Annotated in this window: 25 protein-coding genes and 1 pseudogene; 11 read left to right on the top strand and 15 right to left on the bottom strand. The window is 75.4% G+C overall.

Features of this window, described 5'->3' with window-relative positions; genetic code table 11:
* Positions 1 to 7 precede the first annotated feature (7 nt).
* The 5 genes from IEX99_RS04690 to IEX99_RS04710 are packed head-to-tail and all read left to right on the top strand — an operon-like array spanning position 8 to position 5,783.
* On the top strand, positions 8 to 484 hold the full coding sequence (locus tag IEX99_RS04690; RefSeq protein ID WP_188898837.1) for a (2Fe-2S)-binding protein: 477 nt from the start codon (positions 8 to 10) through the stop codon (positions 482 to 484).
* Positions 481 to 2,637 (top strand): xanthine dehydrogenase family protein molybdopterin-binding subunit, encoded by a 2,157-nt coding sequence (locus IEX99_RS04695; protein ID WP_188898838.1) that lies wholly within the window; start codon positions 481 to 483, stop codon positions 2,635 to 2,637. The genes IEX99_RS04690 and IEX99_RS04695 overlap by 4 nt, the downstream gene beginning before the upstream one ends.
* Complete coding sequence (locus IEX99_RS04700) at positions 2,634 to 3,602, top strand: type 2 periplasmic-binding domain-containing protein (protein WP_188898839.1); 969 nt, start codon at positions 2,634 to 2,636, stop codon at positions 3,600 to 3,602. The genes IEX99_RS04695 and IEX99_RS04700 overlap by 4 nt, the downstream gene beginning before the upstream one ends.
* Positions 3,599 to 4,783 carry a 3-hydroxybenzoate 6-monooxygenase gene (locus IEX99_RS04705; RefSeq protein WP_188898840.1) on the top strand — a complete coding sequence of 395 codons (1,185 nt, stop codon included), beginning with the start codon at positions 3,599 to 3,601 and terminating at the stop codon, positions 4,781 to 4,783. The genes IEX99_RS04700 and IEX99_RS04705 overlap by 4 nt, the downstream gene beginning before the upstream one ends.
* A 10-nt stretch (positions 4,784 to 4,793) precedes the next feature.
* On the top strand, positions 4,794 to 5,783 hold the full coding sequence (locus IEX99_RS04710) for a tripartite tricarboxylate transporter substrate binding protein (protein ID WP_188898841.1): 990 nt from the start codon (positions 4,794 to 4,796) through the stop codon (positions 5,781 to 5,783).
* Positions 5,784 to 5,817: 34 nt separating this feature from the next.
* Here IEX99_RS04710 and IEX99_RS04715 read toward each other — a convergent pair whose 3' ends face one another.
* From IEX99_RS04715 to IEX99_RS22790, 10 genes and pseudogenes are all read right to left on the bottom strand, one after another.
* Positions 5,818 to 6,387 (bottom strand): VUT family protein, encoded by a 570-nt coding sequence (locus IEX99_RS04715; protein WP_188898842.1) that lies wholly within the window; start codon positions 6,385 to 6,387, stop codon positions 5,818 to 5,820.
* A complete protein-coding gene (gene queC / locus IEX99_RS04720) occupies positions 6,384 to 7,103 on the bottom strand; it encodes a 7-cyano-7-deazaguanine synthase QueC (RefSeq protein WP_188898843.1) in 720 nt (239 codons plus the stop codon). Before queC ends, IEX99_RS04715 begins: the two co-directional genes overlap by 4 nt.
* Positions 7,100 to 8,161 (bottom strand): tRNA epoxyqueuosine(34) reductase QueG, encoded by a 1,062-nt coding sequence (gene queG / locus IEX99_RS04725; RefSeq protein ID WP_188898844.1) that lies wholly within the window; start codon positions 8,159 to 8,161, stop codon positions 7,100 to 7,102. The genes queC and queG overlap by 4 nt, the downstream gene beginning before the upstream one ends.
* Positions 8,148 to 8,615 carry a preQ(1) synthase gene (gene queF, locus IEX99_RS04730; protein WP_188898845.1) on the bottom strand — a complete coding sequence of 156 codons (468 nt, stop codon included), beginning with the start codon at positions 8,613 to 8,615 and terminating at the stop codon, positions 8,148 to 8,150. Before queF ends, queG begins: the two co-directional genes overlap by 14 nt.
* The gene (gene tgt, locus IEX99_RS04735; RefSeq protein ID WP_188898846.1) at positions 8,612 to 9,760 is read right to left on the bottom strand and encodes a tRNA guanosine(34) transglycosylase Tgt; all 1,149 of its coding nucleotides are present in this window, start codon (positions 9,758 to 9,760) and stop codon (positions 8,612 to 8,614) included. Before tgt ends, queF begins: the two co-directional genes overlap by 4 nt.
* Complete coding sequence (queA, locus tag IEX99_RS04740) at positions 9,757 to 10,806, bottom strand: tRNA preQ1(34) S-adenosylmethionine ribosyltransferase-isomerase QueA (RefSeq protein ID WP_188898975.1); 1,050 nt, start codon at positions 10,804 to 10,806, stop codon at positions 9,757 to 9,759. The genes tgt and queA overlap by 4 nt, the downstream gene beginning before the upstream one ends.
* Before the next feature lie 122 nt (positions 10,807 to 10,928).
* A complete protein-coding gene (locus tag IEX99_RS04745) occupies positions 10,929 to 12,584 on the bottom strand; it encodes a hydantoinase B/oxoprolinase family protein (protein WP_229677807.1) in 1,656 nt (551 codons plus the stop codon).
* The gene (locus tag IEX99_RS04750) at positions 12,581 to 14,659 is read right to left on the bottom strand and encodes a hydantoinase/oxoprolinase family protein (protein ID WP_188898847.1); all 2,079 of its coding nucleotides are present in this window, start codon (positions 14,657 to 14,659) and stop codon (positions 12,581 to 12,583) included. Before IEX99_RS04750 ends, IEX99_RS04745 begins: the two co-directional genes overlap by 4 nt.
* 3 nt (positions 14,660 to 14,662) lie before the next feature.
* A complete protein-coding gene (locus IEX99_RS04755) occupies positions 14,663 to 14,905 on the bottom strand; it encodes a type 2 periplasmic-binding domain-containing protein (protein WP_188898848.1) in 243 nt (80 codons plus the stop codon).
* 22 nt (positions 14,906 to 14,927) lie between these two features.
* A pseudogene (locus IEX99_RS22790) lies at positions 14,928 to 15,284 on the bottom strand (Bug family tripartite tricarboxylate transporter substrate binding protein); the annotation flags it as partial.
* 248 nt (positions 15,285 to 15,532) lie between these two features.
* Between IEX99_RS22790 and IEX99_RS04765 the strand changes: the two are divergent.
* From IEX99_RS04765 to IEX99_RS04775, 3 genes are read left to right on the top strand one after another with little or no spacing between them, the layout of a single operon-like run.
* Positions 15,533 to 16,498, top strand: a complete 966-nt coding sequence (locus IEX99_RS04765; RefSeq protein ID WP_188898849.1) for a 3-hydroxyacyl-CoA dehydrogenase family protein — start codon at positions 15,533 to 15,535, stop codon at positions 16,496 to 16,498.
* Complete coding sequence (locus tag IEX99_RS04770; RefSeq protein WP_188898850.1) at positions 16,495 to 17,265, top strand: SDR family NAD(P)-dependent oxidoreductase; 771 nt, start codon at positions 16,495 to 16,497, stop codon at positions 17,263 to 17,265. Before IEX99_RS04765 ends, IEX99_RS04770 begins: the two co-directional genes overlap by 4 nt.
* Before the next feature lie 15 nt (positions 17,266 to 17,280).
* On the top strand, positions 17,281 to 18,483 hold the full coding sequence (locus tag IEX99_RS04775) for a Zn-dependent hydrolase (RefSeq protein WP_188898851.1): 1,203 nt from the start codon (positions 17,281 to 17,283) through the stop codon (positions 18,481 to 18,483).
* A gap of 275 nt (positions 18,484 to 18,758) precedes the next feature.
* On the opposite strand, the gene IEX99_RS04780 is transcribed toward IEX99_RS04775, so the two are convergent.
* From IEX99_RS04780 to IEX99_RS04795, 4 genes are read right to left on the bottom strand one after another with little or no spacing between them, the layout of a single operon-like run.
* Positions 18,759 to 19,724, bottom strand: a complete 966-nt coding sequence (locus IEX99_RS04780) for a D-2-hydroxyacid dehydrogenase family protein (RefSeq protein ID WP_188898852.1) — start codon at positions 19,722 to 19,724, stop codon at positions 18,759 to 18,761.
* Positions 19,725 to 19,740: 16 nt separating this feature from the next.
* Positions 19,741 to 21,597, bottom strand: a complete 1,857-nt coding sequence (locus tag IEX99_RS04785) for a heavy metal translocating P-type ATPase (RefSeq protein ID WP_229677808.1) — start codon at positions 21,595 to 21,597, stop codon at positions 19,741 to 19,743.
* A 13-nt stretch (positions 21,598 to 21,610) separates the two neighbouring features.
* Positions 21,611 to 22,063 carry an acyl-CoA thioesterase gene (locus IEX99_RS04790; protein ID WP_188898853.1) on the bottom strand — a complete coding sequence of 151 codons (453 nt, stop codon included), beginning with the start codon at positions 22,061 to 22,063 and terminating at the stop codon, positions 21,611 to 21,613.
* A 42-nt stretch (positions 22,064 to 22,105) separates the two neighbouring features.
* A complete protein-coding gene (locus tag IEX99_RS04795; protein WP_188898854.1) occupies positions 22,106 to 23,020 on the bottom strand; it encodes an ABC transporter substrate-binding protein in 915 nt (304 codons plus the stop codon).
* Positions 23,021 to 23,222: 202 nt separating this feature from the next.
* On the opposite strand from IEX99_RS04795, the gene minC reads away from it, so the two are divergent.
* Genes minC through minE form a run of 3 tightly spaced genes read left to right on the top strand, consistent with a single transcriptional unit; the run spans position 23,223 to position 25,139 of the window.
* On the top strand, positions 23,223 to 23,993 hold the full coding sequence (gene minC / locus IEX99_RS04800) for a septum site-determining protein MinC (RefSeq protein ID WP_188898855.1): 771 nt from the start codon (positions 23,223 to 23,225) through the stop codon (positions 23,991 to 23,993).
* Between the two features lie 37 nt (positions 23,994 to 24,030).
* A complete protein-coding gene (minD, locus tag IEX99_RS04805) occupies positions 24,031 to 24,849 on the top strand; it encodes a septum site-determining protein MinD (protein ID WP_188898856.1) in 819 nt (272 codons plus the stop codon).
* Positions 24,849 to 25,139: a cell division topological specificity factor MinE gene (gene minE, locus IEX99_RS04810; RefSeq protein WP_188898857.1), complete on the top strand. Its 291-nt coding sequence runs from the start codon at positions 24,849 to 24,851 to the stop codon at positions 25,137 to 25,139. Before minD ends, minE begins: the two co-directional genes overlap by 1 nt.
* Here the strand turns inward: minE and IEX99_RS04815 are convergent.
* Complete coding sequence (locus IEX99_RS04815; RefSeq protein ID WP_188898858.1) at positions 25,136 to 26,056, bottom strand: ABC transporter substrate-binding protein; 921 nt, start codon at positions 26,054 to 26,056, stop codon at positions 25,136 to 25,138. The genes minE and IEX99_RS04815 overlap by 4 nt on opposite strands.
* Between the last annotated feature and the right edge of the window lie 56 nt (positions 26,057 to 26,112).

Consider the following 26,112-nt stretch of genomic DNA (forward strand, 5'->3'; position numbering starts at 1 on the left):
ACGCATCATGGCGCGCTTCACGCTCAACGGCACGGCGGTCTCGGTCGAGCTGCCGGGAGAGGTTTCGCTGCTGCATGCGCTGCGCGGCCCGCTCGGCCTCAGCGGGCCGCGCTACGGCTGCGGCGCCGAGCAGTGCGGAAGCTGCATGGTGCTGGTGGACGGCGCGCCGCGCTACGCCTGCACCCTCGCGGTCGGCGCCGTCGAGGGGAAGGCGGTGCGCACGGTGGAGGGGCTCGGCACGCCGGACGCGCCGCATCCGCTGCAGGCCGCATTCCTCGCCGAGCAGGCCGGGCAGTGCGGCTTCTGCCTGCCCGGCATCCTGGTGAGCGCGGCGGCGCTGCTGGAGCGCGACCCCGATCCGGACGAGGCGGCGATCCGCGCCGCGCTCGAGCCGCATCTGTGCCGCTGCGGCAGCCACAACCGCATCCTCCGCGCCGTGCGCCGCGCCGCGCGGGCGATGCGCGAGGGGAGGGCGGCGGCATGAGCGGCGGCGCGGACTTCCGCGGCCTGGTGAAGCCGGAGGACGGCAGGCCGCGGCTTCCCGGAAGCCTGCACACGAACCGGCGGCTCTCGCAGTGGATCACCTTCCACGCGGACGGCCGCGTCACCATCCGGCCGGGCAAGGTGGAGCTCGGGCAGGGCATCCTGACGGCGCTGGCGCAGATCGCGGCGGACGAGCTGGACGTCTCGCTGGGGCGCATCCGCGTGCAGCCGGCGGCGACGCCGGACAGCCCGAACGAGGGCGTCACCTCGGGCAGCCTGTCGGTGCAGGACTGCGGCACCGCGCTGCGCCATGCCTGCGCGAACGCGCGCGCCATCCACCTCTCCGTCGCGGCGCAGAAGACGGGGGTGCCGCTGGAGGCGCTGCGGGTGGAGGACGGCGCCTTCCTCGGCCCCGCCGGCCCCGTCGGCTCGTACTGGGCGCAGGCGGACGACGCGCTGCTGGAGTGCGAGGCCTCGCCGGAGGCGCGGCCGAAGCCGCCCGCGGCGCGGCGCGTCGCCGGCACCTCGGCGCCGCGGCTCGATCTGCCGGACAAGGTGTTCGGCGCCGCGCGCTTCGTCCACGACCTGCGCCTGCCGGGCATGCTGCACGCGCGGGTGGTGCGGCCGCCGGCGCGCGGGGCGCGGCTCGCCGAACTGCGCGAGGGACCGCCGCTGCCCGGCGGGGCGCGCGTGGTCCGCGACGGATCCTTCCTCGCCGTCCTCGCCGAGGCCGAGCACGACGCCGAGGCCGCCGCGGCGCGCATCGCCGGCCGGGCGCGGTGGGAGGAGGCCGACACGCTGCCCGACGAGGGCGCGCTCGCCGACTGGCTGCGCGAGGCGCCGCACGAGCATTCGGTCGTCGTCGAGCGCGTCGCGAACGGGGCCGCCCAGGCGGCGCACACGGTGCGCGGCGCGTTCTTCCGCCCGCCGGTGGCGCATGCCTCGGTCGGCACCTCCTGCGCCGTGGCGCGCTGGAGCGGGGAGACGGTGGAGGTCTGGACCCACAGCCAGGGCGTCTACAACCTGCGCACCGACCTCGCGAAGGTGCTGCGCGTCGCGCCGGAGCGGATCATCGTCCGCCATGCGGAGGGGGCCGGCTGCTACGGGCACAACGGCGCCGACGACGTGGCGCTGGACGCCGCGCTGGTCGCGCGCGCCGTGCCGGGCCGGCCGGTGCGCGTGCTGTGGAGCCGGGCGGAGGAACTCGGCTGGTCGCCCTTCTCCCCCGCCATGCTGGTCGAGGTGGAGGCGTCGGCCGACGCCGCCGGGAACCTGGCGTCCTGGCGCTGCGGGATCATCGGCAACGGCCACTCCTCGCGCCCCGGCCGGCTGCAGGAACCGACCCTGCTCTCCGGCGCCTATGTCGAGGGCGGGGTGCCGGTGCCGCCCTCGATCAACCCGCCGCTCGCCGGCGGCGGCGGGGCGGAGCGGAACGCGGTGCCGCTCTACCGCGTGCCGGACCTGCGCGTCGCCGCGCGCCGCCTGACGGAGATGCCGCTGCGCACCTCGGCGCTGCGCGGCCTCGGCGCGCCGGTGAACGTCTGGGCGATCGAGTCCACCATGGACGAGCTGGCCGCGCGCGCGGGCGCGGACCCGGTCGAATACCGGCTGCGCCACCTCGACGACCCGCGCGCGGCGGAGGTGGTGCGCGCCGCCGCGGAGATGGCGGGCTGGGCCGGCCGCGCGCGCCGCGAGGGCGCTGGCATGGGCGTCGGCTTCGCGCGCTACAAGAACGCCGCCGCCTGGTGCGCGGTGGTGGCGGAGGTCGCCGCGGAGGCGACGGTGCGCGCCACCCGCCTCTGGATCGCCGCCGATGTGGGGGAGGCGATCAATCCCGACGGCGTCGCCAACCAGGTCGAGGGCGGCGCGCTCCACGGCGTCTCCATGGCGCTGAAGGAGGCGGTGCGCTTCGACCGCCGCCGCGTCACCAGCGATTCCTGGGAGACCTATCCGATCCTGCGCTTCTCCGAGGTGCCGGCGGTCGAGGTCCGGCTCCTGCAGCGGCCCGACGAGCCGCCGCTCGGCGCCGGGGAATGCGCGCTGGCGCCGACCGTCGCCGCCCTCGCCGGCGCGATCCGCGATGCGCTCGGCGTGCGCGTGCGGGCGATGCCCTTCACGGCGGAGAACATCGCCGCGGCGATGGACGCGGGATGAACGAGGTCGCGCTCTCGCTCGCCTGCGTGGCGACCGACCGCACGCGGCCGATCCTCGACGGTCGCGTCGCGGTGCCGGGCGTGCGCTTCACCGCCCTGCCCGGCGAGCCGGAGGACATCTTCCGCCGCGCGCTGCGCGACCGCGCCTTCGAGGTGACGGAGCTGTCCATGGGCAGCCACATCGTCACCACCGCGCGCGGCGACGCGCCCTATGTCGGCGTGCCGGTCTTCCTCTCGCGCGCCTTCCGCCACTCCGCGATCTACGTCCGCACCGACCGCGGGATCCGCACGCCGGCGGACCTCGCCGGCCGCGCCATCGGCCTGCCGGAGTACCAGCAGACGGCGGCGCTCTGGGTGCGCGGCATCCTGCGCGAGCACTACGGCGTGGACACGCGCGGCATCGCGTGGCGCACGGGGGGCGAGCGCGTCGCGATCACCCTGCCGCCGGGCCTCGACGTGCGCCCGCTCGGCGAGCCGCTGGAGGCGGCGCTGGCGGCGGGCCGCCTCGATGCGCTGATCGCGCCGCGCCCGCCGGCCTGCCTGGCCGAGCGCGGCGCGCCGGTCGCCCGCCTGTTCCCGGACTACCGCGCGGAGGAGGAGGCCTGGTTCAAGGCGAGCGGCTTCTTCCCGATCATGCACTGCCTCGCCGTGCGGCGCGACGTCGCCGAGCGGCATCCCTGGCTCCCGGTCGAGCTGTTCCGCGCCTTCGCCCGCGCCAAGGCCCTCTCGCTCGCCGAGCTCGCCATGGTGAACGTGCTGCGCGTCTCGCTGCCCTGGATCGCCGCCGAGGCGGCGGCGCAGAGCGCGTTCATGGGCGGCAACCCCTGGCCCTACGGCTTCGCGCGCAACCGCGCGGAGGTCGCGGCGATGATCCGCTTCGCGGTGCACGACGGCCTCGCGGCGCGGGAGATCGAGCCCGAGGCGCTGTTCCACCCGAGCACGCTGGATCTGCCGGACGAACCATGAGCGGCGATCCCGTTCTCGTCGTCGGCGGGGGCATCGGCGGCCTCGGCGCCGCGCTCGCGCTGGCGCGGGCCGGCCAGCCCGTGCATCTCGTCGAGAAGGCGCGGCGGTTCGGCGAGGTCGGGGCGGGCATCCAGCTCGGCCCCAACGTCTTCGCGATGTTCGACCGGCTCGGCGTGCGCGCCGCGGTCGAGGAGACGGCGGTGCGGCCGGAGGCGCTGGTCATGCGCTGCGCGCTGCGCGGCCACGAGATCGTGCGCATCCCGCTCGGCGAGCGGTTCGCCGCCCGCTTCGGCCAGCCCTACGCCGTGACGCACCGCGCCGACCTCCACGCGGCGCTGCTCGCGGCCTGCCGCGCGCAGCCGGGCATCGTCCTCGAGACGGGCCGCGCCGCGGCGGGCTTCGCGCAGGACGCGGACGGCGTGACCCTGCGGCTGGAGGGAGGCGCCGCGCTGCGCGGCCGGGCGCTCGTCGGCGCCGACGGGCTGTGGAGCCGCATCCGCGCGCAGGTGATGGGCGACGGCGCGCCCGACGTCTCGGGCCACATCGCCTACCGCGCCGTGCTGCCGATGGATCGGGTGCCGCCCGGCATCGCCCGGCGCGAGGTCGTGCTCTGGGCCGGGCCGCGCATCCATCTCGTGCATTATCCGCTGCGCCGGGGCGGGCTGATGAACCTCGTCGCGGTCTTCCACTCCGACCACTACTCGGAGGGGTGGGACCAGCAGGGCGATCCGGCCCTCCTCTGGCGCCACTTCGAGGGCACGCGGCCCGAGGTGCGGGCGATGCTGCGGCGGATCGAGACCTGGCGCTACTGGGTCCTCTGCGACCGCGAGCCGCGGCGCGGCTGGACGAAGGGGCGCGTCACGCTGCTCGGCGACGCGGCGCACCCGATGCTGCAGTATCTTGCCCAGGGCGCGGCGATGTCGCTGGAGGACGCGGTCTGCCTCGCCGACCAGTTCCGCGCGCACGGGGGGGATGCCGCGGCGGCCTTCGCCGCGTACGAGGAGGCGCGCGTGCTGCGCACCGCGCGCGTGCAGCTCACGGCGCGCTTCTACGGCGAGATCTACCACGCCGCCGGCGTCAAGGCGGAGCTGCGCGACCAGATGCTCGGCGGCGGCGGCGAGGGCGCGTGGGACGGCATGGCCTGGCTCTACGACCGGCCGCGCTGGCCCGGTGCGATCTGAGGAGGTGACGATGGCGAACCTGACCCGGCGCGGCGCGGCCGCCGCGCTTCTTGGTGCCTGGCCCTGCGCGGCGGCGCGCGCGCAACCGGGGGCGGCGGCGTCCTGGCCGAACGGGCCGGTGCGCATCGTCGTCCCCTTCGCGCCGGGCGGCTCGACCGACGCCGTGGCGCGGCTGGTCTCGCCCGGGCTGCAGCAGCGCCTCGGCGTGCCCATCGTGGTGGAGAACCGCTCGGGCGCCGCGGGCTCGATCGGCACGGGCGTGGTGGCGAAGGCGCCGCCGGACGGGCAGACCTGGCTCATCACCTTCGACAGCCACGCGGTGATGCCGGCGCTGCTGCCCAGCCTGCCCTTCGACCTGACGCGCGACCTCGATCCGGTGATGCTGATCGGCGGCGCGCCCTACGCGCTGGCCTGCAAGCCGGACAAGCCCTATCGCAGCCTCGCCGACGTCGTCGCCGCGGCGAAGGCGCGGCCGGACCGGGTGAGCTTCGGCTCCACCGGCAACGGCACAATCGGCCACCTGACGATGATCCTGCTGCAGGAGCGCGCCGGGATCCGCATGCCGCACCTGCCCTACCGCAGCGGCGGCCTCGCGGTGAACGACGCGGTGGCCGGGCATGTGGACATGATGATCGGCAGCGCCGCGCTGCTGATGCCGCAGATCGCCGCGGGGACGCTGCGCCCCCTGGTGCAGTTCGGCCCCGAGCGCCTGCCCGCGCTGCGCGAGGTGGCGACGGCGGAGGAGAGCGGGTTCCCGGGCCTGCAGGCGGAGGCCTGGTGGGGCGTCTTCGCGCCGCACGGCACGCCGGCGCCGATCGTGGCGCGGATGAACGCGGCGCTGCGCGAGGCGCTGTCGGAGGAACGCGCGCGCCGGCAGATGACCGAGACGCAGCAGGCGCGGCTGGTGCTGTCGGACCCGGAAGCCCTGCGCCGGTTCCTCGACCAGCAGATCGCGACCTGGTCGCGGGTGGTGCGCGAGCACCGGATCGCCGCCGACTGAGCGCCCCGCGGCGGGCTTCCGCGCCCGCCGCGGATCAGGCCGGCGCGATGCCGAGCCGCGCGTCGCGCCGGCGGAGCCAGTGCAGGAAGGGCAGGGTCGCCAGCACCATCCAGGCCTTGCCCAGCACCTGCCCGGCGAGGAACTCCAGGCTGCCGAAGGCGAGCCAGAGGAAGACGACGCTGTCCACCACCAGGCCGACCAGGCTGCTCGCCACCACCGCGGCGATCAGGCCGCGGCGCTGCAGGGGCGTGTAGACGGCGAGGTCGGCGCCCTCGCTGAGCAGGAAGGCGGCAGCGGAGGCGATCACCAGCGCCGGCGGCGCGAGCAGCGCCGAGAGCGCGGCACCGGCGAGGATCGCCCCGACGGCCCAGCCCACGCCGAGCCGGCGCTGCACCAGGTCGCGCAGGACGAGGCCGAGGCCGATCATCAGCACGCCGGAGGGCGCCATCAGCCCGCCCGGCGCCACCGGGATCAGGCACGGGCCGCCGGCCAGGCAGACCGTGCCGGCATGCTCGATCAGCCAGTTGGCGGCCGGGATGCAGAGGGCGAAGGCGGCGAGGAAGAGGAGGCCCTCGGCGCGGCGCCGGCGGTGCGTGTTCCTCATCGGGCAGGATGTCCGGTTCGTTGCGTCACGTAGGCCTCATGGCCGCGGCGGCGCAGCTCGCAGGCCGGGCAGGCGCCGCACCCGTAGCCCCAGGGATGGCGGTGCGCGCGGTCGCCGAGGTAGCAGCTGTGGGTGTGCTCCAGGATCATCTCCACCAGCGCCGCGCCGCCGAGCGCCTCGGCGAGGCTCCAGGTCGCCGCCTTGTCGCGCCACATCAGCGGCGTGTGCAGGACGAAGCGGCGTTCCATGCCGAGGTTGAGCGCCACCTGCATCGCCTTGATCGTGTCGTCGCGGCAATCGGGATAGCCGGAATAGTCGGTCTCGCACATGCCGGCGACGATGTGGCGGAGGCCACGGCGATAGGCGAGCGCGGCGGCGAAGGCGAGGAAGACCAGGTTGCGGCCCGGGACGAAGGTGTTCGGCAGCCCGTCCGCGCGCAGCGCGATCTCCGCCTCGCGCGTCAGCGCGGTCTCGGAGATGGCGCCGAGCGCGTCCAGCCGCAGCCCGTGGTCCTCGCCGAGCCGTGCCGCCCAGGCGGGAAACCGCGCCGACAGCGCCGCGCGGAAGGCGGCGCGGCAGGCGAGTTCCACGGCATGGCGCTGGCCGTAGTCGAAGCCGACCGTCTCCACCCGCGCGAAGCGATCCAGCGCCCAGGCGAGGCAGGTGGCGCTGTCCTGGCCGCCGCTGAACAGCACGAGGGCGCCCTCGGCGATCATGCGGCCTCCTCGAGCAGGCGCTCGGCCGCCCAGCGCGCGGCTTCGGCGACCACCGGGTCGGCGTCCTCCGCCAGCGCCTGCGCAACGGGCCGGAGCGCGGGGTCGCCGGAGTTGCCGATCGCGACCGCCACGTTGCGGACGAAGCGGTTCCGCCCGATGCGCTTGATCGGGCTGCCGGAGAACAGGGCGCGGAACGCCGCGTCGTCCAGCGCCGCGAGCTCGGCGAGGCGCGGCGCGGTCAGCGCGGCGCGCGGCAGGAAGGCGGGCTCGGCGTGCGCGCGGGCGAACTTGTTCCAGGGGCAGACGGCGAGGCAGTCGTCGCAGCCGTAGATGCGGTTGCCCATCGCGGGGCGCAGGTCGTGCGGGATCGGGCCGTGGTGCTCGATCGTCAGGTAGCTGACGCAGCGGCGCGCATCGAGCAGGTAGGGCGCGGGGAAGGCGCCGGTCGGACAGATGTCGAGGCAACGGCGGCAGGAGCCGCAATGGTCCTGCTCCGGCGCGTCCGGCGGCAGCCGGAGGGTGGTGTAGATCTCGCCCAGGAACAGCCAGGACCCGTGCGCGCGCGAGACCAGGTTGGTGTGCTTCCCCTGCCACCCGATCCCGGCGCGGTGCGCGAGCGGCTTCTCCATCACCGGCGCGGTGTCCACGAAGACCTTGAGGTCCGTGCCCGGCCAGCGCTCCACCATCCAGCGAGCGAGCGCCTTCAGGCGCTTCTTCACCACGTCGTGGTAGTCGCGGTTGCGCGCATAGGCGCTGATCGTCGCGCGGTCGCGCAGCGGCAGCGTCGCCAGCGGATCGTCGGCCGGCGCGTAGGAGACGCCGAGCGCGACCACGCTCGCCGCCTCCGGCCAGAGCGCGCGCGGGTCGGCGCGCTGCGCGACGCGCTCCGCCATCCAGGCCATGCCGCCGTGCATGCCCGCGGCGAGGAAGGACTCGAGCCGCGCGCGGACCTCTTCCGGCAGCCTCGCCTCGGCGAAGCCGACCGCGTCGAAGCCGAGGCGGCGGGCCTCGGCGCGGATCGCCTCGCGCGGGTCGTCCGGTCGCTCAGCCGCGGCCACGGTAGGGCTGCACCTCCTGCGGCGGGATCCACACGCCCGCGGGCGGCTCGCCGGACTGGAAGAAGACGTCGATCGGCATGCCGCCGCGCGGGTACCAGTAGCCGCCGATGCGCAGCCAGTGCGGCGCGAGGGTCGCGAGCAGCCGCCTGGCGATGTCCAGCGTGCAGGCCTCGTGGAACGCGCCGTGGTTGCGGAAGGCGGAGAGGTAGAGCTTCAGCGACTTGCTCTCGACGATCCAGGCGTCGGGCACGTAGTCGATGACCAGGTGGGCGAAGTCCGGCTGGCCCGTGATCGGGCAGAGCGAGGTGAACTCCGGCGCGGTGAAGCGGATGCAGTAGCGCAGGTCCGGGTGCGGGTTGGCGATGCGCTCCAGCACCGCCGCCTCGGGGCTCTCCGGCAGGCGGGTCGGGCGGCCGAGCTGGGTGAGCTCCGTGTGGTCGGGGGCGCCGCTCATGCCGCCTGCTCCTCTTCCGCCGTGGTCCGGTCCGGCGCCGCCGCCCAGCCCGCCTCGGCCGCCGCCGCGGCCTCCTCGAAGCGGCCGGCGAGGATGCCGGCGCGCAGCTCGCGCATGAGGTCCTGGTAGTACTGGAGGTTGTGCCAGGTCAGCAGCATGGGCCCGAGCATCTCCTGCGCCTTGAACAGGTGATGCAGATAGGCGCGCGAATGATTCCTGCACGCCGGGCAGGGGCAGTCCGGATCGAGCGGGCCCGGGTCTTCGGCGTGGCAGGCGTTGCGCAGGTTCAGCACCCCGCGGCGCGTGTAGGCGCGACCCGTCCGGCCGGAACGGGTCGGGATGACGCAGTCGAACATGTCCACCCCGCGCCGGACGGCGCCGACCAGGTCCGCCGGGGTGCCGACGCCCATCAGGTAGCGCGGCCGGTCCGCCGGCAGCAGCGGCAGCGTGCCGTCGAGCACCGCGAACATCGCCGCCTGCCCCTCGCCCACGGCGAGGCCGCCGATGGCGTAGCCCTCGAAGCCGATCGCGGTCAGCGCGGCGACGCTCTCCGCGCGCAGCTCGGGATAGACGCCGCCCTGGACGATGCCGAACAGGCCGTGGCCCGGCCGCGGCAGGAAGGCGGCGCGGCAGCGCGCCGCCCAGCGCATCGAGAGGCGCATGGACGCCGCCGCCTCGGCCTCCGTCGCCGGGAAGGGCGTGCACTCGTCGAGGCACATGGCGATGTCGGCGCCGAGCAGGCGCTGGATCTCGACGCTGCGCTCCGGGGTCAGGCGGTGGCGCGTGCCGTCCAGGTGGCTGCGGAAGGTGACGCCGCCCTCGTCCATCTCGCGCAGCTCGGACAGGCTCATCACCTGGTAGCCGCCCGAGTCGGTCAGGATCGGCCCGCGCCAGTCCATGAAGCGGTGCAGCCCGCCGAGCCGCGCGACGCGCTCGGCGCCGGGGCGCAGCATCAGGTGATAGGTGTTGCCGAGCACCATGCGCGCCCCGGTCGCGCGCACCGCGTCCGCGGTCATCGCCTTCACCGTGCCGGCGGTGCCGACCGGCATGAAGACCGGGGTCGGCACCTCGCCATGCGCGGTGTGCAGCACGCCGGCGCGCGCGGCGCCGTCGGCCGCGACCGGGGTCCAGCGCAGCGGGGTCACGGCGCCTCGCTCCGGTGCAGCAGCGTGGCGTCGCCATAGCTGTAGAAGCGGTATTCCCGCGCGATGGCGTGGGCGTAGGCGGCGCGCATGCGCTCGGTGCCGGCGAAGGCGCAGACCAGCATGAACAGCGTCGAGCGCGGCAGGTGGAAGTTCGTCAGCAGCAGGTCGGCCGTGCGGAAGCGGTGGCCGGGCAGGAGGTAGAGGTCGGTGAGGCCGCGGAACGGCCGCACCGCGCCGCTCTCCGCGGCCGCCGTCTCCAGGAGGCGCAGCGCGGTGGTGCCGACCGCGACGATCCGCCCGCCGGCACGCCGCGCGGCGGCGATCGTCTCCGCCGCCTCCGCCGTCACCTCGCCCCATTCGGCGTGCAGCCGGTGGGCGCGAGGGTCCTCCGTGCGCACCGGCAGGAAGGTGCCGGCGCCGACGTGCAGCGTCACCGTCGCGCGCCGCACGCCGCGCGCCTCCAGCGCGGCGAGCAGCGCCTCGGTGAAGTGCAGGCTCGCCGTGGGGGCGGCGACGGCGCCGGGGACGCGGGCGAACACGGTCTGGTAGTCCGCGGCATCCTCCGGGCGCGGGCCGTCCGGCCGCTGGATGTAGGGCGGCAGCGGCACCTCGCCGGCGCGTTCCAGCGCCGCGGCGAGCGCCGCCGGATCGGGGCCGAAATCCAGGCGCACCGCGCCCTCCCCGAGCCGCTCGACCACCCGCGCGGCGCAGTCGGGCGCCCCCTCGATCGCCACCAGATCCCCCGGGCGGAGCCGGCGTGCATTGCGCACCAGCGCGTGCCAGAGACCGCCCCCCTCGGCGCGGTTCAGCAGCAGCTCCACGCGCGCCGCGCCGCGCCGGCCGCGCAGCCTCGCCGGGATCACGCGCGTGTCGTTGACCACGAGCAGGTCGCCGGGCGCGAGCAGCGCCGGCAGGTCGCGGACGATGCGGTCCCCGAACGGTCCCCGCGGCGGCACCACCAGGAGGCGCGCGGAGTCGCGCGGCCGCGCCGGCGCCTGGGCGATCAGGCGCTCGGGGAGGGCGAAGTCGAAATCCGCCGTCCGCAGCGGCGGAGCTGTGGATAAGTCGAGCACGATGGGCGGGCGGTAGCCGGAAGGGGCCGCGATGGCAACCGGCGCTCCGCCCCCGCGGGGCGCCTCCGTCGCCAAGCGGAACGAGGCGCCGCCGGTCACTCCCGCCCGTAGGCCGCCCGCGCCTGCTCCGGGCTGACCAGCCCGGCCTCGACGTCGCGCGCGACGCGGCCCGGCTCGCGCATGCGCGGGTCGCCGTAGCCGCCTCCGCCGGGCATCTCGACGACCAGCCGGTCGCCGGCGGGGATGATCTGGAAGCCCTTGGGCCGCAGCTCGGCGCCCGAGGCGAGCCTGACGCGGCCGGGCGCGCCCGGCAGGCCGCCCTCGCGGCCGCGGGCGGGGAAGCGCACGCGCTCGAAGGTCGGGAAGATGCCGAAGGCGCCGCCGTGGCGGTGGCCGACCTCCATGATCTGGCCGAGTCCGCCGCGCCGCCGGCCGGGGCCGCCGGAATCGGGGCGCAGTTCCTTCTTCCAGACGACGAGGGGGGCGATGGTCTCGGTGATCTCGCAGGGCACGTTGCGCACGCCCGAGGGGAAGGGCGTCGCGGAAAGCCCGTCCTGCTCGGGCCGCGCGCCCGCGCCGCCGGAATGGAAGCTGACGATCATGAAGGCGCGCGAGCGGTCGTCCACGCCGGTGATGCCGAGGCCGGCGCCGAGGCGCAGGTTCCAGAGGTTCGAGGTGCCCTCCGCCGGCACGCGCCCGGGCAGCGCCTGGTGCAGCGCGCCGAAGACGACGTCGGGCAGCATGTGGCCCATGGTCGAGCGGCCGTTGACCGCGCAGGGGAAGGGGGCGTTGAGGATGCTGCCCTCCGGCGCCGTGACCCGCACCGCCTCCAGCGTGCCGTGGTTGTTCGGGATCTGCGGCGCGACGACGCACTTCACGCCGAAGGCGGTGTACGCCTCCGTGTAGCAGAGCGGGCAGTTGATGCCGGAGGCGGAGACGCCGGAGGTGCCGGCGTAGTCCACCGCCACGTGGTCCTCGGCGATGGTGACGGCGGCGTGCAGGTCTATCGGCGCCTCGACGCCGTCGATGCGCATGTGGCTGCGCCAGGTGCCCTTCGGCAGCGCCCCGATCGCCGCCGCCATGCCGGCGCGCGAGCGGGAGACGATGTGCTCGCCGAGGGCGTCGAGGTCGGCGAGGCCGTACTCCTCCATCATGTCGGACAGGCGCCGCGCCCCCGTCTCGTTGCAGGCCATGAGGGCGAAGACGTCGCCCTCCACCTGCACCGGCTCGCGGACATTGGCGCGGATCATGCGGAGCAGGCCCTCGTCCAGCCTGCCCTCGCGCGCCAGCGGCAGGAGGGGGATGAACAGCCCCTCGTGGAACACCTGGCGGCCGTCTGAGGAGGCGCCGAGGCCGCCGATGTCCACCACGTGCGTCGTGCAGGAGAACAGCGCCACCAGCCTCCCGCGGTGGAAGGCGGGCGAGGTGATGACGATGTCGTAGAGGTGCCCGGTGCCCTTCCAGGGGTCGTTGGTGATGTAGTGGTCGCCCGGCCGCATGGCGTGCGGCGGGAACTCGCGCAGGAAGTGGACGACGCTGCGCGCCATCGAGTTCACGTGCCCCGGCGTGCCGGTCACCGCCTGCGCCAGCATCCGGCCCTCGAGGTCGAACACGCCGGCGGAGATGTCGCCGGCCTCGCGCGCGCTGGTGGAGAAGGCGGTGCGGACCAGGGTGCGCGCCTGCTCCTCGACGACGGAGAGCAGGCGGTTCCACATCACCTGGTGGCGGATCTCGGCGGCGGTGGCGCTCATGCCTCGCGCTCCAGGACGATCTGGTGGAGGGCGTTCACGCGCGCGGACCAGCCGCGCGGGACGACGGTGGTGGTCTGGTCCTCGACGATCAGCGCCGGGCCCTCGATCCGCGCGCCGGGCGGCAGGGCGGCGCGCTCGAACAGCGCGGCCTCCTCGCGCGCCGCCGCCGCCGGGTCGAAGACGGCGCGGCGGCCCGCCGGCGGCGGCGGCGGCGCGCCGGGCGGCTCCGGCGCCCGGGGCGGGAGGGGGCGCTCGGTCGCGAGGGCGAGCGCCCAGGTCAGGGTCTCGACCTCGAGGCGGGGGATGGTGCGCCCGAACAGCGCAGTATAGGCGGCCTCGAAGCGCGCGCGGAGGTCGCCGGCGTCGCCGGGGGCGAAGTCGCGCGAGGGGAGGGGCACCGCGATCTCGTGGCCCTGGCCGCGGTAGCGCATGAAGGCGGTGCGGACCTCGTTGAGCGGCTCCCCGGGCGCCGCGCCGAGCCGGACGACCGCCTCGGCCTCGGCGCGCATGCCGGCGAACAGCGCGTTGAGCATCGCCGCGTCGAAGGCGTCGAGGCGCATGTGGCGCGTGCGCACGACCTCGTAGGCGATCGGCGCGCGCAGGAAGCCGTACGCCGAGCCGACGCCGGCGCCGACCGGCACCACGACGCGGCGCATGCCGAGCTTCTGCGCGAGACGGGCGGCATGCAGCGGCGCCGCCCCGCCGAAGGCGATCAGCGTCCGCTCGGCCGTGTCCTTGCCGTGCTCGACGGCGTGCACGCGCGCGGCGCTCGCCATGGTCTCGTCCACGATCTCGGCCACGCCGGCGGCGGCGGCGACGGCGTCGGCGCCGAGCGCCGCGCCGACATCGCGCTCCAGCGCCGCCTGGGCGCGGTCGAGGAGCAGCGGGATGGTGCCGCCGGCGAAGCGCGCGGGATCGAGGCGGCCGAGCGCGGCGTCCGCGTCCGTGACCGTCGGCGCCGCGCCGCCGCGGCCGTAGCAGGCCGGGCCGGGGACGCTGCCGGCGCTGTCCGGCCCGACCTGGATGCGGCCGAGCGCGTCCACCCGCGCGATCGAGCCGCCGCCGGCGCCGATCTCCACCAGCTCGATCACCGGGATGCGCACCGGCAGGCCGCTGCCCTGGACGAAGCGGTAGGCGCGGGCGACCTCGAAGCTGCGGGCGCGCTGGAAATCGTAGTCGTCGATCAGCGTGAGCTTCGCCGTCGTGCCGCCCATGTCGAAGGCGACGACGCGCCGGAGGCCGTTCTCCGCCGCCACCGCCTGCGCCAGGATCGCGCCGCCGGCCGGTCCGCTCTCGACCAGGCGCACCGGGAAGCGGCGCGCGGTCTCCACCGTCGTCACGCCGCCCGAGGACATCATCAGCAGCAGCGGCGCGGCGATGCCCGCCTCGCGCAGCCCGTCCTCCAGCCGGCCGAGGTAGCCGCCCATCAGCGGCAGCACGTAGGCGTTGGCGACGGTGGTGGAGGCGCGTTCGTACTCCCGGATCTCCGGCGCGACCTCGCAGGAGAGGGAGAGGGCGACGCCCGGCAGCTCCTCGGCGAGGATCGCGGCGGCGCGGCGCTCATGCGCGTCGTTGGTGAAGCTGTGCAGGAAGCAGATGGCGACCGCTTCGATCCGCTCCGCCCGCAGCATGGCGGCGGTGGCGCGCAGTGCCGCCTCGTCGAGCGGCCGCAGCACCTCGCCATCCGCCGCGATCCGCTCCGGAACCCCGAGGCGGAGCCGGCGCGGGACCAGCGGCTCCGGCCGCTCCATGTGGAGGTCGTACTGCTCGAAGCGGTGCTCGTAGGCGATCTCCAGGCTGTCGCGGAAGCCCTCGGTCGTCACCAGGGCGGTGCGCGCGCCCTTCCGCTCGATCAGCGCGTTGGTGGCGAGCGTCGTGCCGTGCACCACGAGCGACACCGCCCCGGGCGGGCAGCGCGCCGCGGCGAGGATGGCGCGCGCGCCCTCCAGCACCGCCCGCTCCGGCGCCTCCGGCGTCGTCAGCAGCTTGTGCGAGTGGGCGCCGCGCGGGGTCTCGAGGACGAGATCGGTGAAGGTGCCGCCGACATCGACGGCCAGTCGGATGCTGTCAGCCACGTCTCACTCGGAATCGATGCGGATGTTGCCGGTGCGCACCACGCGGCCCCAGGTCTCGGTGTCGGCGCGCAGGAAGGCGCGGTACTCGTCGAGCGGCATGGTCGCCGGGTGCAGGCCCGCCTCGTCGAAGCGGCGATGCGTCTCCGGCTGCGCCATCACCCGCAGGATCCGCGCATGCAGGAAGGCGACGAGATCGTCCGGCGTGCCGGGCGGGGCGGCGACGCCGTACCAAATTCTCGCTGGCATAGCCCGGCACCGCCTCCGCCACCGCGGGCGTGTCGGGGAGCAGCGGCCAGCGGTCCGGAGAGGTGACGGCGAGGGCGCGGGCGCCGCCCTGCTGGATCAGGCCGAGCGTCGCCGGATCGCCGAAATAGACGTCCACCACCTTCGCGGCGAGGTCGTTCAGCGCCGGGCCGGTGCCGCGGTAGGGCACGTGGACGAGGCGCAGCCCCGCCATCTGGTTGAGCAGCTCCCCGGTCAGGTGCTTCGCCGTGCCGACGCCGCCCGAGGCGTAGCGGAACTCCCGCCCGCCGCGCGCCATGGCGAGGAACGCGTGCAGGTCGCGCGGCGGCGCGGCTGCTGCCGCCGCGGCGAGAAGGGACAGGCGGCGTCGGGCGATCGGCATGGCGCCTCTCCCGGTTTCCGGTGCGTCCGAAGGCTAGCACGTCGGCCCGGCGCGGGAAGCCGTCCCTCGGGCCTTTTCGGCACCAGGCCGGGGGCGCGGCACCGCGCGCGGCGCGGCGACCGGCCGCGCCTTTCCGCTCCCCGCCCGCTTGTCGCGGCCGGCGACGCGGGGCAGGGTAGCGCGGCATGTCCGGCCGCGGCCCATCGCCGGCCCGCGCGCGCCGGCACGAACGGAGGAACACACCCACCATGAGCCGCATCGCCGTCCTCGGCGCCGGCACGATGGGCCACGCGCTCGCGCTGGTCTTCGCCCTCGGCGGGCATCGCGTGCGCCTGACGGACAGCAATCCCGAGACGCTCGCGCGGGCGCAGGGGCTGATGGAGAAGGCGCTCGCCTCGCTCGTCGCGGGCGGCGAGGCGCCGGCGGAGTGGACCTCCGCGCATCTCGCACAGGCCGTCACGCGCCATGACTCGCTCGCCGAATGCGTGGACGGCGCGGAGCTGATCGTCGAGGCGATCGTCGAGAACCCGGAAGCGAAGCGCGCGCTCTTCGCCGAGCTCGACAGGGTGGCGCCGGCGGAGGCGATCATCGCCTCCAACACCTCCTACCTCGACATCTTCCCGATGGTGCCGGAGCGCCGGCAGCCCCGGACGCTGATCGCGCACTGGTACACGCCGCCCTACCTCTGCGACCTGGTGGACATCGTCGGCGGCCCGCGGACCGACCCGGCGACGGTGGAGACGGTGCGCGCGATGTGCGCGGCGATGGGCAAGCAGCCGATCGTCATGCGCCGCTTCGTTCCCGGCTACATCGCCAACCGCATCCAGTCGGCGATCGGGCTCGAGGTGCAGAAGCTGCTGGACGAGGGCATCGCCACCGCCCAGGAGATCGACGCCGCGATCATCCACGGCATCGCGCTGCGCCTGCCGATCCTCGGCGTCTTCGCCAAGGCGGACTTCACGGGGCTGCCGATGATGCAGCACGCGCTGCGCAACAGGATGTACGAGCCGCCGCCGGTGCGCGGCCGGAGCGAGACGCTCGACCGGCTGATCGCCGAGGGCAGGACCGGCGTGATGTCCGGCGCCGGCTTCTACGACTGGGGCGGCAGGGACCCCGCCGCGCTGTTCGAGGAGCGGGACCGGCGGCTCATCGCGCTGAAGCAGGCGCTGCGGCGGATCGGGACGATGGCGGGAATGGAGCGGAGCGGCGAATGATCACCTACGACCTCAAGGGCAGGACCGCGCTGGTCACCGGCGGCGCCTCCGGCATCGGCCTCGCCACGGCGGAGCTGCTGGCGGCGAGCGGCTGCAAGGTCGCGATCAACCACCTCGCCGACGACCCGCGCGGGCCGGAGCAGGTCGGGCGGCTGCGCGGCCTCGGGCGCGACGTGATCGGCGCGCCGGGCAATGTCGGCGACGCCGCGGACTGCGTGCGCATGGTGGAGCGGGCCGTCGCGGAGCTCGGCCGGCTCGACTACCTGGTGAACAACGCCGGCACGCCAGGAACGCGCACCGTCATCCGCCCCGACGAGTTCGACCGGCTGACCGAGGAGCTGTGGAACACGGTGCTGCAGGTCAACCTGCTCGGCGTGTTCCGCTGCACCAAGGCCGCGGCGCCGGCGCTGCGCGCGGCAAGAGGCGCGGTGGTCAACGTCGCCTCGATCGCCGGCCTCGACAGCCCCGGCTCCTCGATGGCCTATGGCGCGACCAAGGCGGGCGTGATCAGCCTGACCAAGAACCTCGCGCGCGGCCTGGCGCCGGAGGTGCGGGTCAACGCGGTGGCGCCGGGCGCGGTGGATTCCTCCTGGATGGTCGAGTGGACCGAGGAGCGGCGCCGGGCGAGCGCCGAGAAGGCCCTGCTCAAGCGCCGCTGCCGGCCGGAGGACCTGGCGGAGGTGATGGTCTTCCTGCTCGCCGGCGCGGCGATGGTCACGGGCCAGACGGTCGTGGTGGACGGCGGGCTGACGCTGGAGAGCCGCTGAGGCGGGGAGGGACCGATGGCGCGCATTGACGCCGAGCGCTTCCTCAGGGACCTGCACGAGCTGCGCAGGATCGGCGCCTACAAGACGGGCGTGCACCGCCCGACCTACTCGCCGCAGGACATGGAGGCGCGCCGCTGGCTGATGGACCGGCTGGCGGAATGCGGGCTGGAGCCGAGCATGGACGGCATCGGCAACGTCTACGGCCGACACAAGGGGGCCGGCCCGCACCTGCTCGTCGGCAGCCACATCGAGAGCCAGAACCACGCCGGCTGGCTCGACGGCGCCCTCGGCGTCGTGGCGGGCGTGGCGCTGGCGCGCGCCGGGCTGCCGGTGGACGTCTGCGCCTTCGCCGACGAGGAGGGGCACTTCGAGGGCGGCTTCCTCGGCAGCCGCTCGATCATCGGCGAACTGTCGGAGGAGGAGATAGACCGCAGCCGCAGCCGCAACGACGGCACGCCGCTGCGCGAGGCGCTCGCCGCGGCGGGCCTCGCGGGCAGGCCGCGGATGCAGCTCGAGGCCGGGCGCCACAAGGGCTTCCTCGAGATGCACATCGAGCAAGGAACGCAGCTCGATAAGGCGGGGCTGCGCCTCGGCGTGGTGACCGGGATCGTCGCCATCTGGCAGTGGCGGATCGTGTTCGAGGGCCAGCAGGACCACGCCGGCGGCACGACCATGGCGGAGCGGAAGGACGCCGGCCTCTCGGCGGTCCGCCTGCTCGCCGCCATCGACCGCGAATTCCCGCGCGTCTGCGGCGAGCGCAGCACCTGGACGACGGGACGCATCACCCTCGACCCCGGCGGGCCGAGCATCATCCCGGGCCGCGCCGAGGTCCTGTTCCAGTTCCGCGACGTCTCGGTGCCGGTGCTGGAGCGGATGGAGGAGACGCTGCGCGCGCTGGTGCGCGAGAGCAACCGCCGCGAGCGCTGCGCCGCCACGCTCGCCCAGATCAGCCGCGCCACGCCCGCGCTCTGCGACGAGGCGATGCAGGCGGCGCTCGCCGCCGCCGCCGAGCAGCACGCGCCGGGCCTCTGGCAGCGCATGCCGAGCGGCGCCGGGCACGACGCGCAGTACATCGCGCGGCGCATGCCGGCGGCGATGCTGTTCGTGCCCTCGATCGGCGGCATCAGCCACCACTGGGCCGAGGACACCAGGGAGGAGGACCTGGTCCTCGGCTGCCAGGTGCTGGCGGACGGGGCGGAGCGCTACCTGCGCGGCTAGACCGGGGATCCGATCCGCTCGCCGACGCGCGCAACCCGCCCTCGACCGCGCGGCGGTTCCGGCCGCTGCGCCTGATCGGCGGCCTGGACGCCGCCTCCCCGGGCAGGCCCGCGAGGTGCCGGCACCGCGCGTTCAGCCGGCCGCCGACCGGCGAGGCGGTCCAGCGGCGCGCGTGCGATGCCGTGGCCGCCCGCGCGGCGTCGGACGCGGCCGTCCGGCGCCGAGGCCTCGGAAGCGATGGGGCTCGCCGGCAGCGCGCCCGCCCGCCGCGCCGCTCACGGCGACAGCACCCGGATCGGCGTTCCGGCGAGGTAGGCCAGCACGTTCTCGACCGCGGCCTCGTAGTACGTGCGGTAGTTCTGCTCGGTCACGTAGCCGAGATGCGGCGTCAGCACCGTGTTCGGCGCGGAGAGGATGGGGTGGCCGGCGGGCAGCGGCTCGGTGTCGAACACGTCGAGCCCCGCACCGGCGATGCGCTTCTCCTTGAGCGCGGCGATCAGCGCCTCCTGGTCCACGATCGGGCCGCGGCTCGTGTTGACGAGGAAGGCGGTCGGCTTCATCAGCGCGAGCTCCGCCGCGCCGATCAGGCCGCGGCTGCGCTCGCTGAGCACGAGGTGGATCGTGACCACGTCCGCCTCGCGCAGCAGCGTCTCCTTGTCCACGCGCGTGGCGCCGGCCTTCGCCGCGGCCTCGTCGGTCAGGTTCTGGCTCCAGCCGATCACGCGCATGCCGAGGGCGGCGCCGACCTTCGCGACCCTGCTGCCGAGGTTGCCGAGGCCGATGCAGCCCAGCGTCTTGCCCTCGAGGCCGATGCCGATTCCGGTCTGCCAGCGCCCCTCGCGCAGGCTCCGCTGCTGGCCCGGAATGTCGCGCGCGAGCGAGAGGATCAGCCCCCAGGTCAGGTCTACCGTCGGATTGCCCGCGCTCGGCGTGCCGCAGACGGTGATGCCGCGCTCCTGGCACGCCGCGACGTCGATCGAGCGGTTGCGCATGCCGGTGGTGATCAGCAGGCGGAGGTTCGGCAGGCGCTCGACGACGGCGCGAGGGAAGGGGGTGCGCTCGCGCATCGCGAGGATCGCGTCGAAGGGGGCGAGGCGCTCGACCACCGCGTCGGGCCCGCCGAGATGCTCGCGGAAGACCTCGACCCTCAGCCCCGCCGGCAGCCGGTCCCAGGGGCCGAGCGAGAGCGCCACCCCCTGGTAGTCGTCGAGGATCGCAAGCCGCGTCAAGGTGTTGGCCATGCCGTCCCTCTCCCCGTCACGCCCGCGCCGCCTCCTCCCCGTCCCCGCCCAGCGCCCGCAGGGCGTTGAGGATGACGGCGACGTCGATCACCTCCTGCACCACAGCACCTTGCACGGGAGAAAGCCAGCCCGCCGCCGCGACGAGCATCCCGGCCGTGGAGAGGCCGATGCCGGCCACCACGCTCTGCAGCGCGATGGCGCGGGCGCGCCGGGCGATGCGCATCGCCGCCGGAACGCGGTCGAGCCGGTCCACCAGCACCACGGCATCCGCCGCCTCGCTGCTCGCCGCCGCCCCCCGGGCGCCCATGGCGATGCCGATGTCGGCGGCGGCCAGCGCCGGCGCGTCGTTCACCCCGTCGCCGACCATCATCACCGGCCCCTGCGGCTTCTCGGCGCGCACGGCCGCGACCTTCTCCTGCGGCGAGCATTCCGCCAGCACGGCGTCCACGCCGACCGCGCCCGCGGTCGCCTCCGCCACCGCCCGCTGGTCGCCGGTGACCAGGACGACGCGGCGGATGCCGGCGCGGCGGGCGGCCCGCAGCACGGCGGTGGCGTCGGCGCGCAGCGTGTCCTCGAACACCAGGACGCCGGCCGGCGCGCCGTCCAGCGCGACGTGCACGAGCGCTGCGCCGGGCGGCGCGCCGGGCACCGCCGGCAGCGCGGCGCCGCCGGCCTCCGCCGCGACGAAGCCGCGCGCGCCGAGGGCGACGCGCCGGCCGCCGACCTCGCCAGCGAGGCCGACGCCCGGCGCCTCGCGCACCGCGCGCGGCGTCTCCAGCGCCAGGCCGCGGGCGCGCGCCTCCGCCACCAGGGCCGCGGCCAGGACGTGGCCGGACGCCTGGTCGAGCGAGGCGGCGAGGCGCAGCAATTCGGCGCCCTCGACCGCCCCCAGCGGCAGGATGGCGGAGAGCCGCGCCCGGCCCTCGGTGAGCGTGCCGGTCTTGTCGAGCAGCAGCACGCGCGCGCGCGCCATCGTCTCGAGCGCGCCGCCGCTCTTGACCAGCACGCCGGCGCGCGCCGAGCGCGAGAGGCCGGCGATGATCGCGACCGGCACGGCGAGGATCAGCGGGCAGGGCGTCGCGACGACCAGCACCGCCAGCGCGCGGCGCGGATCCTGCGCGAGCCACCAAGCCGCGCCGGCGAGCAGCAGCGTGAGCGCGAGGAAGACGAGCGACCACCGGTCGGCGAGCCGGGCCATCGGCGCCTTGCTGCGCTGCGCCGTCTCGACCAGGCGGACGATGCCGGCATAGGTGCTCTCCGCCGCGCGGCGCGTGGCGATGAGATCGAAGGCCTCGCCGGCGTTGACGGTGCCCGAGAGCACCGCCTCGCCCGCGGCGTGGCGCACCGGCAGCGCCTCGCCGGTGAGCGCGGACTCGTCGAGCACGGCCGTCGCCCCGGGGGCGACGTCCCCGTCCACGGGCAGCACCTCGCCGCGGCGGATCAAGAGGCGGTCGCCGGGCCGGATCTCGTCGAGCGGCACCTCCTCCAGCCCCGCCGGGCCGTGGCGCGTGGCGCTCCGCGGCAGGCGGGCGAGGAGGGCCGTCATCTCGCGGCGCGCGCGGCGCTGCGCGAAGGCCTCGAGGAACTCGCCGCCGGCGAACATCAGCGCGATCACCGCGCCGGCGAGCAGCTCGCCCAGCGCCAGCGCGCCGCCCATCGACAGCGCCGCCACCAGGTCGAGGCCGAATTCGCCGCGCCGGAAGCTGCGCGCGATGTCCAGCAGCAGGGCGGCGAGCACGACCGCGGTGGCGAACGCGAGCGCCCACTCCGCCGCCCTCGGCGCGCCCAGCGCCATCCCGCCCAGGCCGGCCGCGAGGCCGAGCGCCGCGACCGCGAGCAGCAGGCTCCGGTGCGGCTTCTCGACTGCGGACACCGCGGCCGTTCGCTCAGCCCGCGGGGGCGACGAGCAGCGCCTGCAGCGCCTCGCGCAGCCGCGCGGGCATCGGCGTCGTGCGGTCCTGCGCGTCGCGGCGGACATAGACGTGCACGAAGTGGCCCTCCGCGCTCGCCCGGTGCTCGTCGTTGCGGAACACGCCGATCTCGTAGCGGACGGAGCTGGTGCCGATGCGCGCGCAGCGCAGCCCGACCGTCACGCGGTCGGGATAGGTGATCGGCGCGAAGTAGCGGCACTGCGTCTCGACGACGAGTCCGATCGCGGGGCTCCGCGCGATGTCGAGCGCCCCGCACTCCAGCAGGAAGTCGGCGACCGCGGTGTCGAAGAAGGAGTAGTACTGGACGTTGTTGACGTGCCCATAGACGTCGTTGTCCATCCAGCGCGTCGTGATGGCGGTGAACCACCGGTAGTCGTCGCGCGTGCCGATGCGCTTCTCCGACGCCATCGCCTGCGGTGCTCCTGCCTGGCTGCGGACCTCGGGCGCCGGTTAGCGCGCCAGCGCCTCCTCGACCAGGGCGTCGTCCACGCACAGATCGTAGGCGGGCGCGGAGGCGATGACGCCGCAGGAGAGCATGGCGTCGCGCAGCCGCTCGAAGGCCTCGCGCGGGAAGCGCGGCGTCGGCGGCCAGAGCCCCAGCCCCTGGTAGCGGGCGAGCGAGGCGCGCAGCGCCTCCGGCGGGACGTCGGGGAACCAGGGGGCGATGGTCGCCGCGATCTCGGCCGGGGGCGCCGCCGCGATCCAGGCGAGCGTCGCCGCCATCGCCCGGATCACCGCCTCGAACTCGGCGCGCCTGGCGGCGATGTTGGTCTCCGTCGAGTAGAGCGAGGTGTAGGCGGTCGGCCCGCGATCGGCCTGCGCGTGCCACACCGCGCCGCCGCGCGCCTCGAGCAGCGTCGCGTGCGGCTCGAACATCTGCGCGACGTCGAGGGCGCCATCGGCCACGGCGGCGGCGTTTTCCGCCATGCTGCGGTCGCCGACGCGCCGCGGCATCGCCGCCGGATCAATGCCGAGCCGGCGCAGGTCGTCCTGCAGGCACCACCAGGGGGTCGGCACCTCGGAGACGGTGCCGAAGCGCAGCCCCGGCAGGTCCTGCAGCCGGAAGCCGGCGGGCCGCGGCCCGCGCCCGACGAGCAGGAAGGGATCGCGCATCACCACGGCGCAGAAGCTGCGCAGCGGCGAGCGCGGGTCGGCCGCGCGCTCGCGGATCACCCGCATCGGGCCCGACCAGGCGAGGTCCGCCTCGCCGGAGAGCAGGTTGGCCGCGGCCCTCGCCGGGTCCCCGGCGGTCTCCAGCCGCAGCGCGATCCCCTCGCGCGCCATGTCGCCGCGGGCGATCGCGGCGTAGAAAGGCGCGTAGAAGACCGCCCGGAAGGGCTCGTTCAGGACGACGGTGGTCGGCATCGCGCGGTTTCTCCTGCGCCCGAGTCGCGAGTCGTTGCATCGGCGGAAGGTCCACGAAATTCGCGGCTTTCGCGGAACGAGGCTTCGCCGCCGGCCCCGGCCCCGCTATAGCTTCTCCCACGCGTGCGCGTCCGGCCAGGGGGGGAGCCCGAAGCGGGGTGTCGCCGCTTCCCTCTCCCGCCACGGGAACCCCCGACCCGCCATGTCCGCCGCGTCCCGCTCCGCCAATGCCCCGCCCCGGCTCGAGCCGTTCCGCCTCCGCGGCGCGAATTTCAACCTGCTGGTCCTGCGGCTGCTCGACCCGCGGCCGGAGGTGGTCGTGCCCGCGATCGGCGACCAGTTCCGGCGCGCGCCGGGGTTCCTGCGCTTCGCGCCGATCGTGATCGGGCTCGCCGATCTCGAGGGGGTGGCGCCCGGCGAGGTGGATTTCGCGGGCCTCGCGCAGGGCCTGCGCGGCCTGGAGATCGTGCCGATCGGCACCACGGGCGGCACGCCGGAGCTGCGCAACGCCGCGCTCGCCGCCGGCCTGCCGCCGCTCCGCCAGGTCGGCAGGGAGGGGCCGGACGAGCCGGCGCCGCCGCCCGCCGCGGCCGAGGCGCCGCCGCCGCCGGGGCCCGTCGCCGTCGCGCCGGCGGCCGCCGCCCGCCCGGCCCTGGTGGTGGACCAGCCGGTGCGCGCCGGCCAGCGCATCTGGGCCCAGGGCGGCGACCTGATCGTGACCGCGACGGTCAACGCCGGCGCGGAGGTGATCGCCGACGGCAACATCCATGTCTATGGCGCGCTCCGCGGCCGGGCGATGGCGGGCGGCGCGCAGAACACCGAGGCGCGGATCTTCACCATGAATTTCGATCCGGAGCTCATTTCCATCGCCGGCTACTACGCGGTCCGCGACGGGCTCGCCGCGGCGCCGCTCGGCCGCGCCGTGCAGGTGCGGCTCGAGGGCGAGCGCATGCGGTTCGATCCGCTCGGCTAGGGGCAGCGGGCACAGGGGACATCAGGGGGACAAGATCATGGCGGAAGTGATCGTCGTCACTTCGGGCAAGGGGGGCGTCGGCAAGACCACGACGAGCGCCGCCTTCGGCACCGGCCTCGCCCAGCGCGGCAAGCGCACGGTGGTGATCGACTTCGATGTGGGCCTCCGGAACCTCGACCTGATCATGGGGGTCGAGCGCCGCGTGGTGTTCGACATCGTCAACGTCATCCAGGGCGAGGCGAAGCTCAACCAGGCGCTGATCCGCGACAAGCGGGTGGACACGCTGGCCATCCTCCCGGCGAGCCAGACCCGCGACAAGGACGCGCTCACCAAGGACGGGGTGCGCCAGATCATCGAGGAGCTGTCGCGCGACTTCGACTACATCCTCTGCGACAGTCCCGCCGGCATCGAGAAGGGCGCCATGCTCGCCCTCTACTTCGCCGACCAGGCGCTGATCGTGACCAACCCCGAGGTCTCCAGCGTGCGCGATTCGGACCGCATCCTCGGCGTGCTGCAGTCGCGCTCGCGCCGGGCGGAGGAGAAGCTCGGCCGGGTGAAGGAGCACCTGCTCGTCACCCGCTACGACCCGGCGCGGGTCGAGCGCGGCGAGATGCTGAAGCTCGAGGACGTGCAGGAGATCCTCGCCATCCCGCTGCTCGGCGTGGTGCCGGAGAGCGAGAGCGTGCTGCGCGCCTCCAACACCGGCACGCCCGTCATCCTCGACGCCGAGAGCATCGCCGGCCAGGCCTACAAGGACGCGGTGGACCGCTTCCTCGGCGAGGACGTGCCGCACCGCTTCCTGGAGCCGGAGCGCAAGGGCCTGTTCCGGCGCCTGTTCGGCGGGAGGGCCGCGTGATGCGCCTGCTCGACCTGTTCCGCGCGCGCAAGCCGGCGCAGGCGAGCGCCTCGGCGGCGAAGGAGCGCCTGCAGATCGTGCTGGCGCACGAGCGCATCGGCCGCACGCGCGAGGACTTCCTGCCCAAGCTCCAGCAGGAGCTGGTGGCCGTCGTCGCGCGCTACGTCGCGATAGACCCGGCCAAGGTGGCGGTGAACCTCGAGCGCGGCGGCGACATGTCCACGCTCGAGATCGAGATCGAGCTGCCGGGGCCGCAGGCGATGCGGCTGCAGGCGGCGGCCTCGCGCTAGGTCGCGGCCTTCCCGGCCAGCGCCGCCTCGACCAGGGCGGTCTCGGTGCAGGCCTCGAAGCCCGGCGCGCGGCGGATCGCGCCGGCGGAGAGCATGGCCGCCCGCAGCCGCTCGAACGCCTCGCGCGGGTAGCGCGGATCGGCGGACCAGATGCCGAGCGCCCTGTAGCGCGCGACGCAGCGCGCGAGCAGCGCCGGCGCCAGGTCCGGGAAGAAGCCCGCGATGGCCGCGGCGACCTCCTCGGCGCCGGCCCGCGCCAGCCAGCGCTGCGTCGCCGCCATGCCGCGGATGAGGCCAATGAGGGCGGGGCGCCGCTCGGCGATGCGGGCGGCGGTGGCGACGAAGGTGGTGTAGGCGGTCGGCCCGCGCGCGGCGGCCGCGTGCCAGACGTGGCCGGTGCCCGCCGCCTCCAGCGTGCTGACGAAGGGCTCGAGGAGCTGCGCGACGTCGAGCCGGCCCTCCGCCACGGCGGCGGCGTTCTCCGCCATGGTCCGGTCGGTCACGCGGCGGACGGACGCCGGATCGAGCCCGGCCCTGCGGATGTCCTCCTGCAGGGTCCACCACGGCGTCGGCACCTCGCTCACCGTGCCGAGGGTCAAGGAGGCGAGGTCGGGCAGGCGGAAGCCCGGGTTGGGCGCGCGCCCGACGAGGAGGAACGGATCGCCCATCACCACCGCGCCGAAATTGCGCAGCGGGCAGGCCGGGTCGCGGTCATGCGCGAGCAGCACCCGCATCGGCCCGCCCCAGGCGAGGTCCGCCGCGCCGGACCGCGCCGCCTCCGCCGCGCGGTGCGGCACCGAGCCGTCGAGCAGCCGCACCTCCACCCCCTCCGCGGCATAGGCGCCGCGGGCGAGCGCCGCGTAGAAGGGCGCGTAGAACACGGCCCGGAAGGGCTCCTGCAGGGTGAGGGTCTCCATCGCGGCGCTCCCTCGATGGCTGGCGGGGCCGCGACGATGGCGTAACCTGCCCCTGC

Source organism: Caldovatus sediminis (genome assembly GCF_014644455.1).
Lineage (GTDB): Bacteria > Pseudomonadota > Alphaproteobacteria > Acetobacterales > Acetobacteraceae > Caldovatus > Caldovatus sediminis.

Bases quoted from the DNA above. Each gene is read 5' to 3' on its own strand.
- IEX99_RS04690 (WP_188898837.1), top strand. From the start codon at position 8: ATGGCGCGCTTCACGCTCAACGGCACGGCGGTCTCGGTCGAGCTGCCG.
- IEX99_RS04695 (WP_188898838.1), top strand. From the start codon at position 481: ATGAGCGGCGGCGCGGACTTCCGCGGCCTGGTGAAGCCGGAGGACGGC.
- IEX99_RS04700 (WP_188898839.1), top strand. From the start codon at position 2,634: ATGAACGAGGTCGCGCTCTCGCTCGCCTGCGTGGCGACCGACCGCACG.
- IEX99_RS04705 (WP_188898840.1), top strand. From the start codon at position 3,599: ATGAGCGGCGATCCCGTTCTCGTCGTCGGCGGGGGCATCGGCGGCCTC.
- IEX99_RS04710 (WP_188898841.1), top strand. From the start codon at position 4,794: ATGGCGAACCTGACCCGGCGCGGCGCGGCCGCCGCGCTTCTTGGTGCC.
- IEX99_RS04715 (WP_188898842.1), bottom strand. From the start codon at position 6,387: ATGAGGAACACGCACCGCCGGCGCCGCGCCGAGGGCCTCCTCTTCCTC.
- queC (WP_188898843.1), bottom strand. From the start codon at position 7,103: ATGATCGCCGAGGGCGCCCTCGTGCTGTTCAGCGGCGGCCAGGACAGC.
- queF (WP_188898845.1), bottom strand. From the start codon at position 8,615: ATGAGCGGCGCCCCCGACCACACGGAGCTCACCCAGCTCGGCCGCCCG.
- IEX99_RS04745 (WP_229677807.1), bottom strand. From the start codon at position 12,584: ATGAGCGCCACCGCCGCCGAGATCCGCCACCAGGTGATGTGGAACCGC.
- IEX99_RS04755 (WP_188898848.1), bottom strand. From the start codon at position 14,905: ATGCCAGCGAGAATTTGGTACGGCGTCGCCGCCCCGCCCGGCACGCCG.
- IEX99_RS04765 (WP_188898849.1), top strand. From the start codon at position 15,533: ATGAGCCGCATCGCCGTCCTCGGCGCCGGCACGATGGGCCACGCGCTC.
- IEX99_RS04770 (WP_188898850.1), top strand. From the start codon at position 16,495: ATGATCACCTACGACCTCAAGGGCAGGACCGCGCTGGTCACCGGCGGC.
- IEX99_RS04775 (WP_188898851.1), top strand. From the start codon at position 17,281: ATGGCGCGCATTGACGCCGAGCGCTTCCTCAGGGACCTGCACGAGCTG.
- IEX99_RS04780 (WP_188898852.1), bottom strand. From the start codon at position 19,724: ATGGCCAACACCTTGACGCGGCTTGCGATCCTCGACGACTACCAGGGG.
- IEX99_RS04790 (WP_188898853.1), bottom strand. From the start codon at position 22,063: ATGGCGTCGGAGAAGCGCATCGGCACGCGCGACGACTACCGGTGGTTC.
- IEX99_RS04795 (WP_188898854.1), bottom strand. From the start codon at position 23,020: ATGCCGACCACCGTCGTCCTGAACGAGCCCTTCCGGGCGGTCTTCTAC.
- minC (WP_188898855.1), top strand. From the start codon at position 23,223: ATGTCCGCCGCGTCCCGCTCCGCCAATGCCCCGCCCCGGCTCGAGCCG.
- minD (WP_188898856.1), top strand. From the start codon at position 24,031: ATGGCGGAAGTGATCGTCGTCACTTCGGGCAAGGGGGGCGTCGGCAAG.
- minE (WP_188898857.1), top strand. From the start codon at position 24,849: ATGCGCCTGCTCGACCTGTTCCGCGCGCGCAAGCCGGCGCAGGCGAGC.
- IEX99_RS04815 (WP_188898858.1), bottom strand. From the start codon at position 26,056: ATGGAGACCCTCACCCTGCAGGAGCCCTTCCGGGCCGTGTTCTACGCG.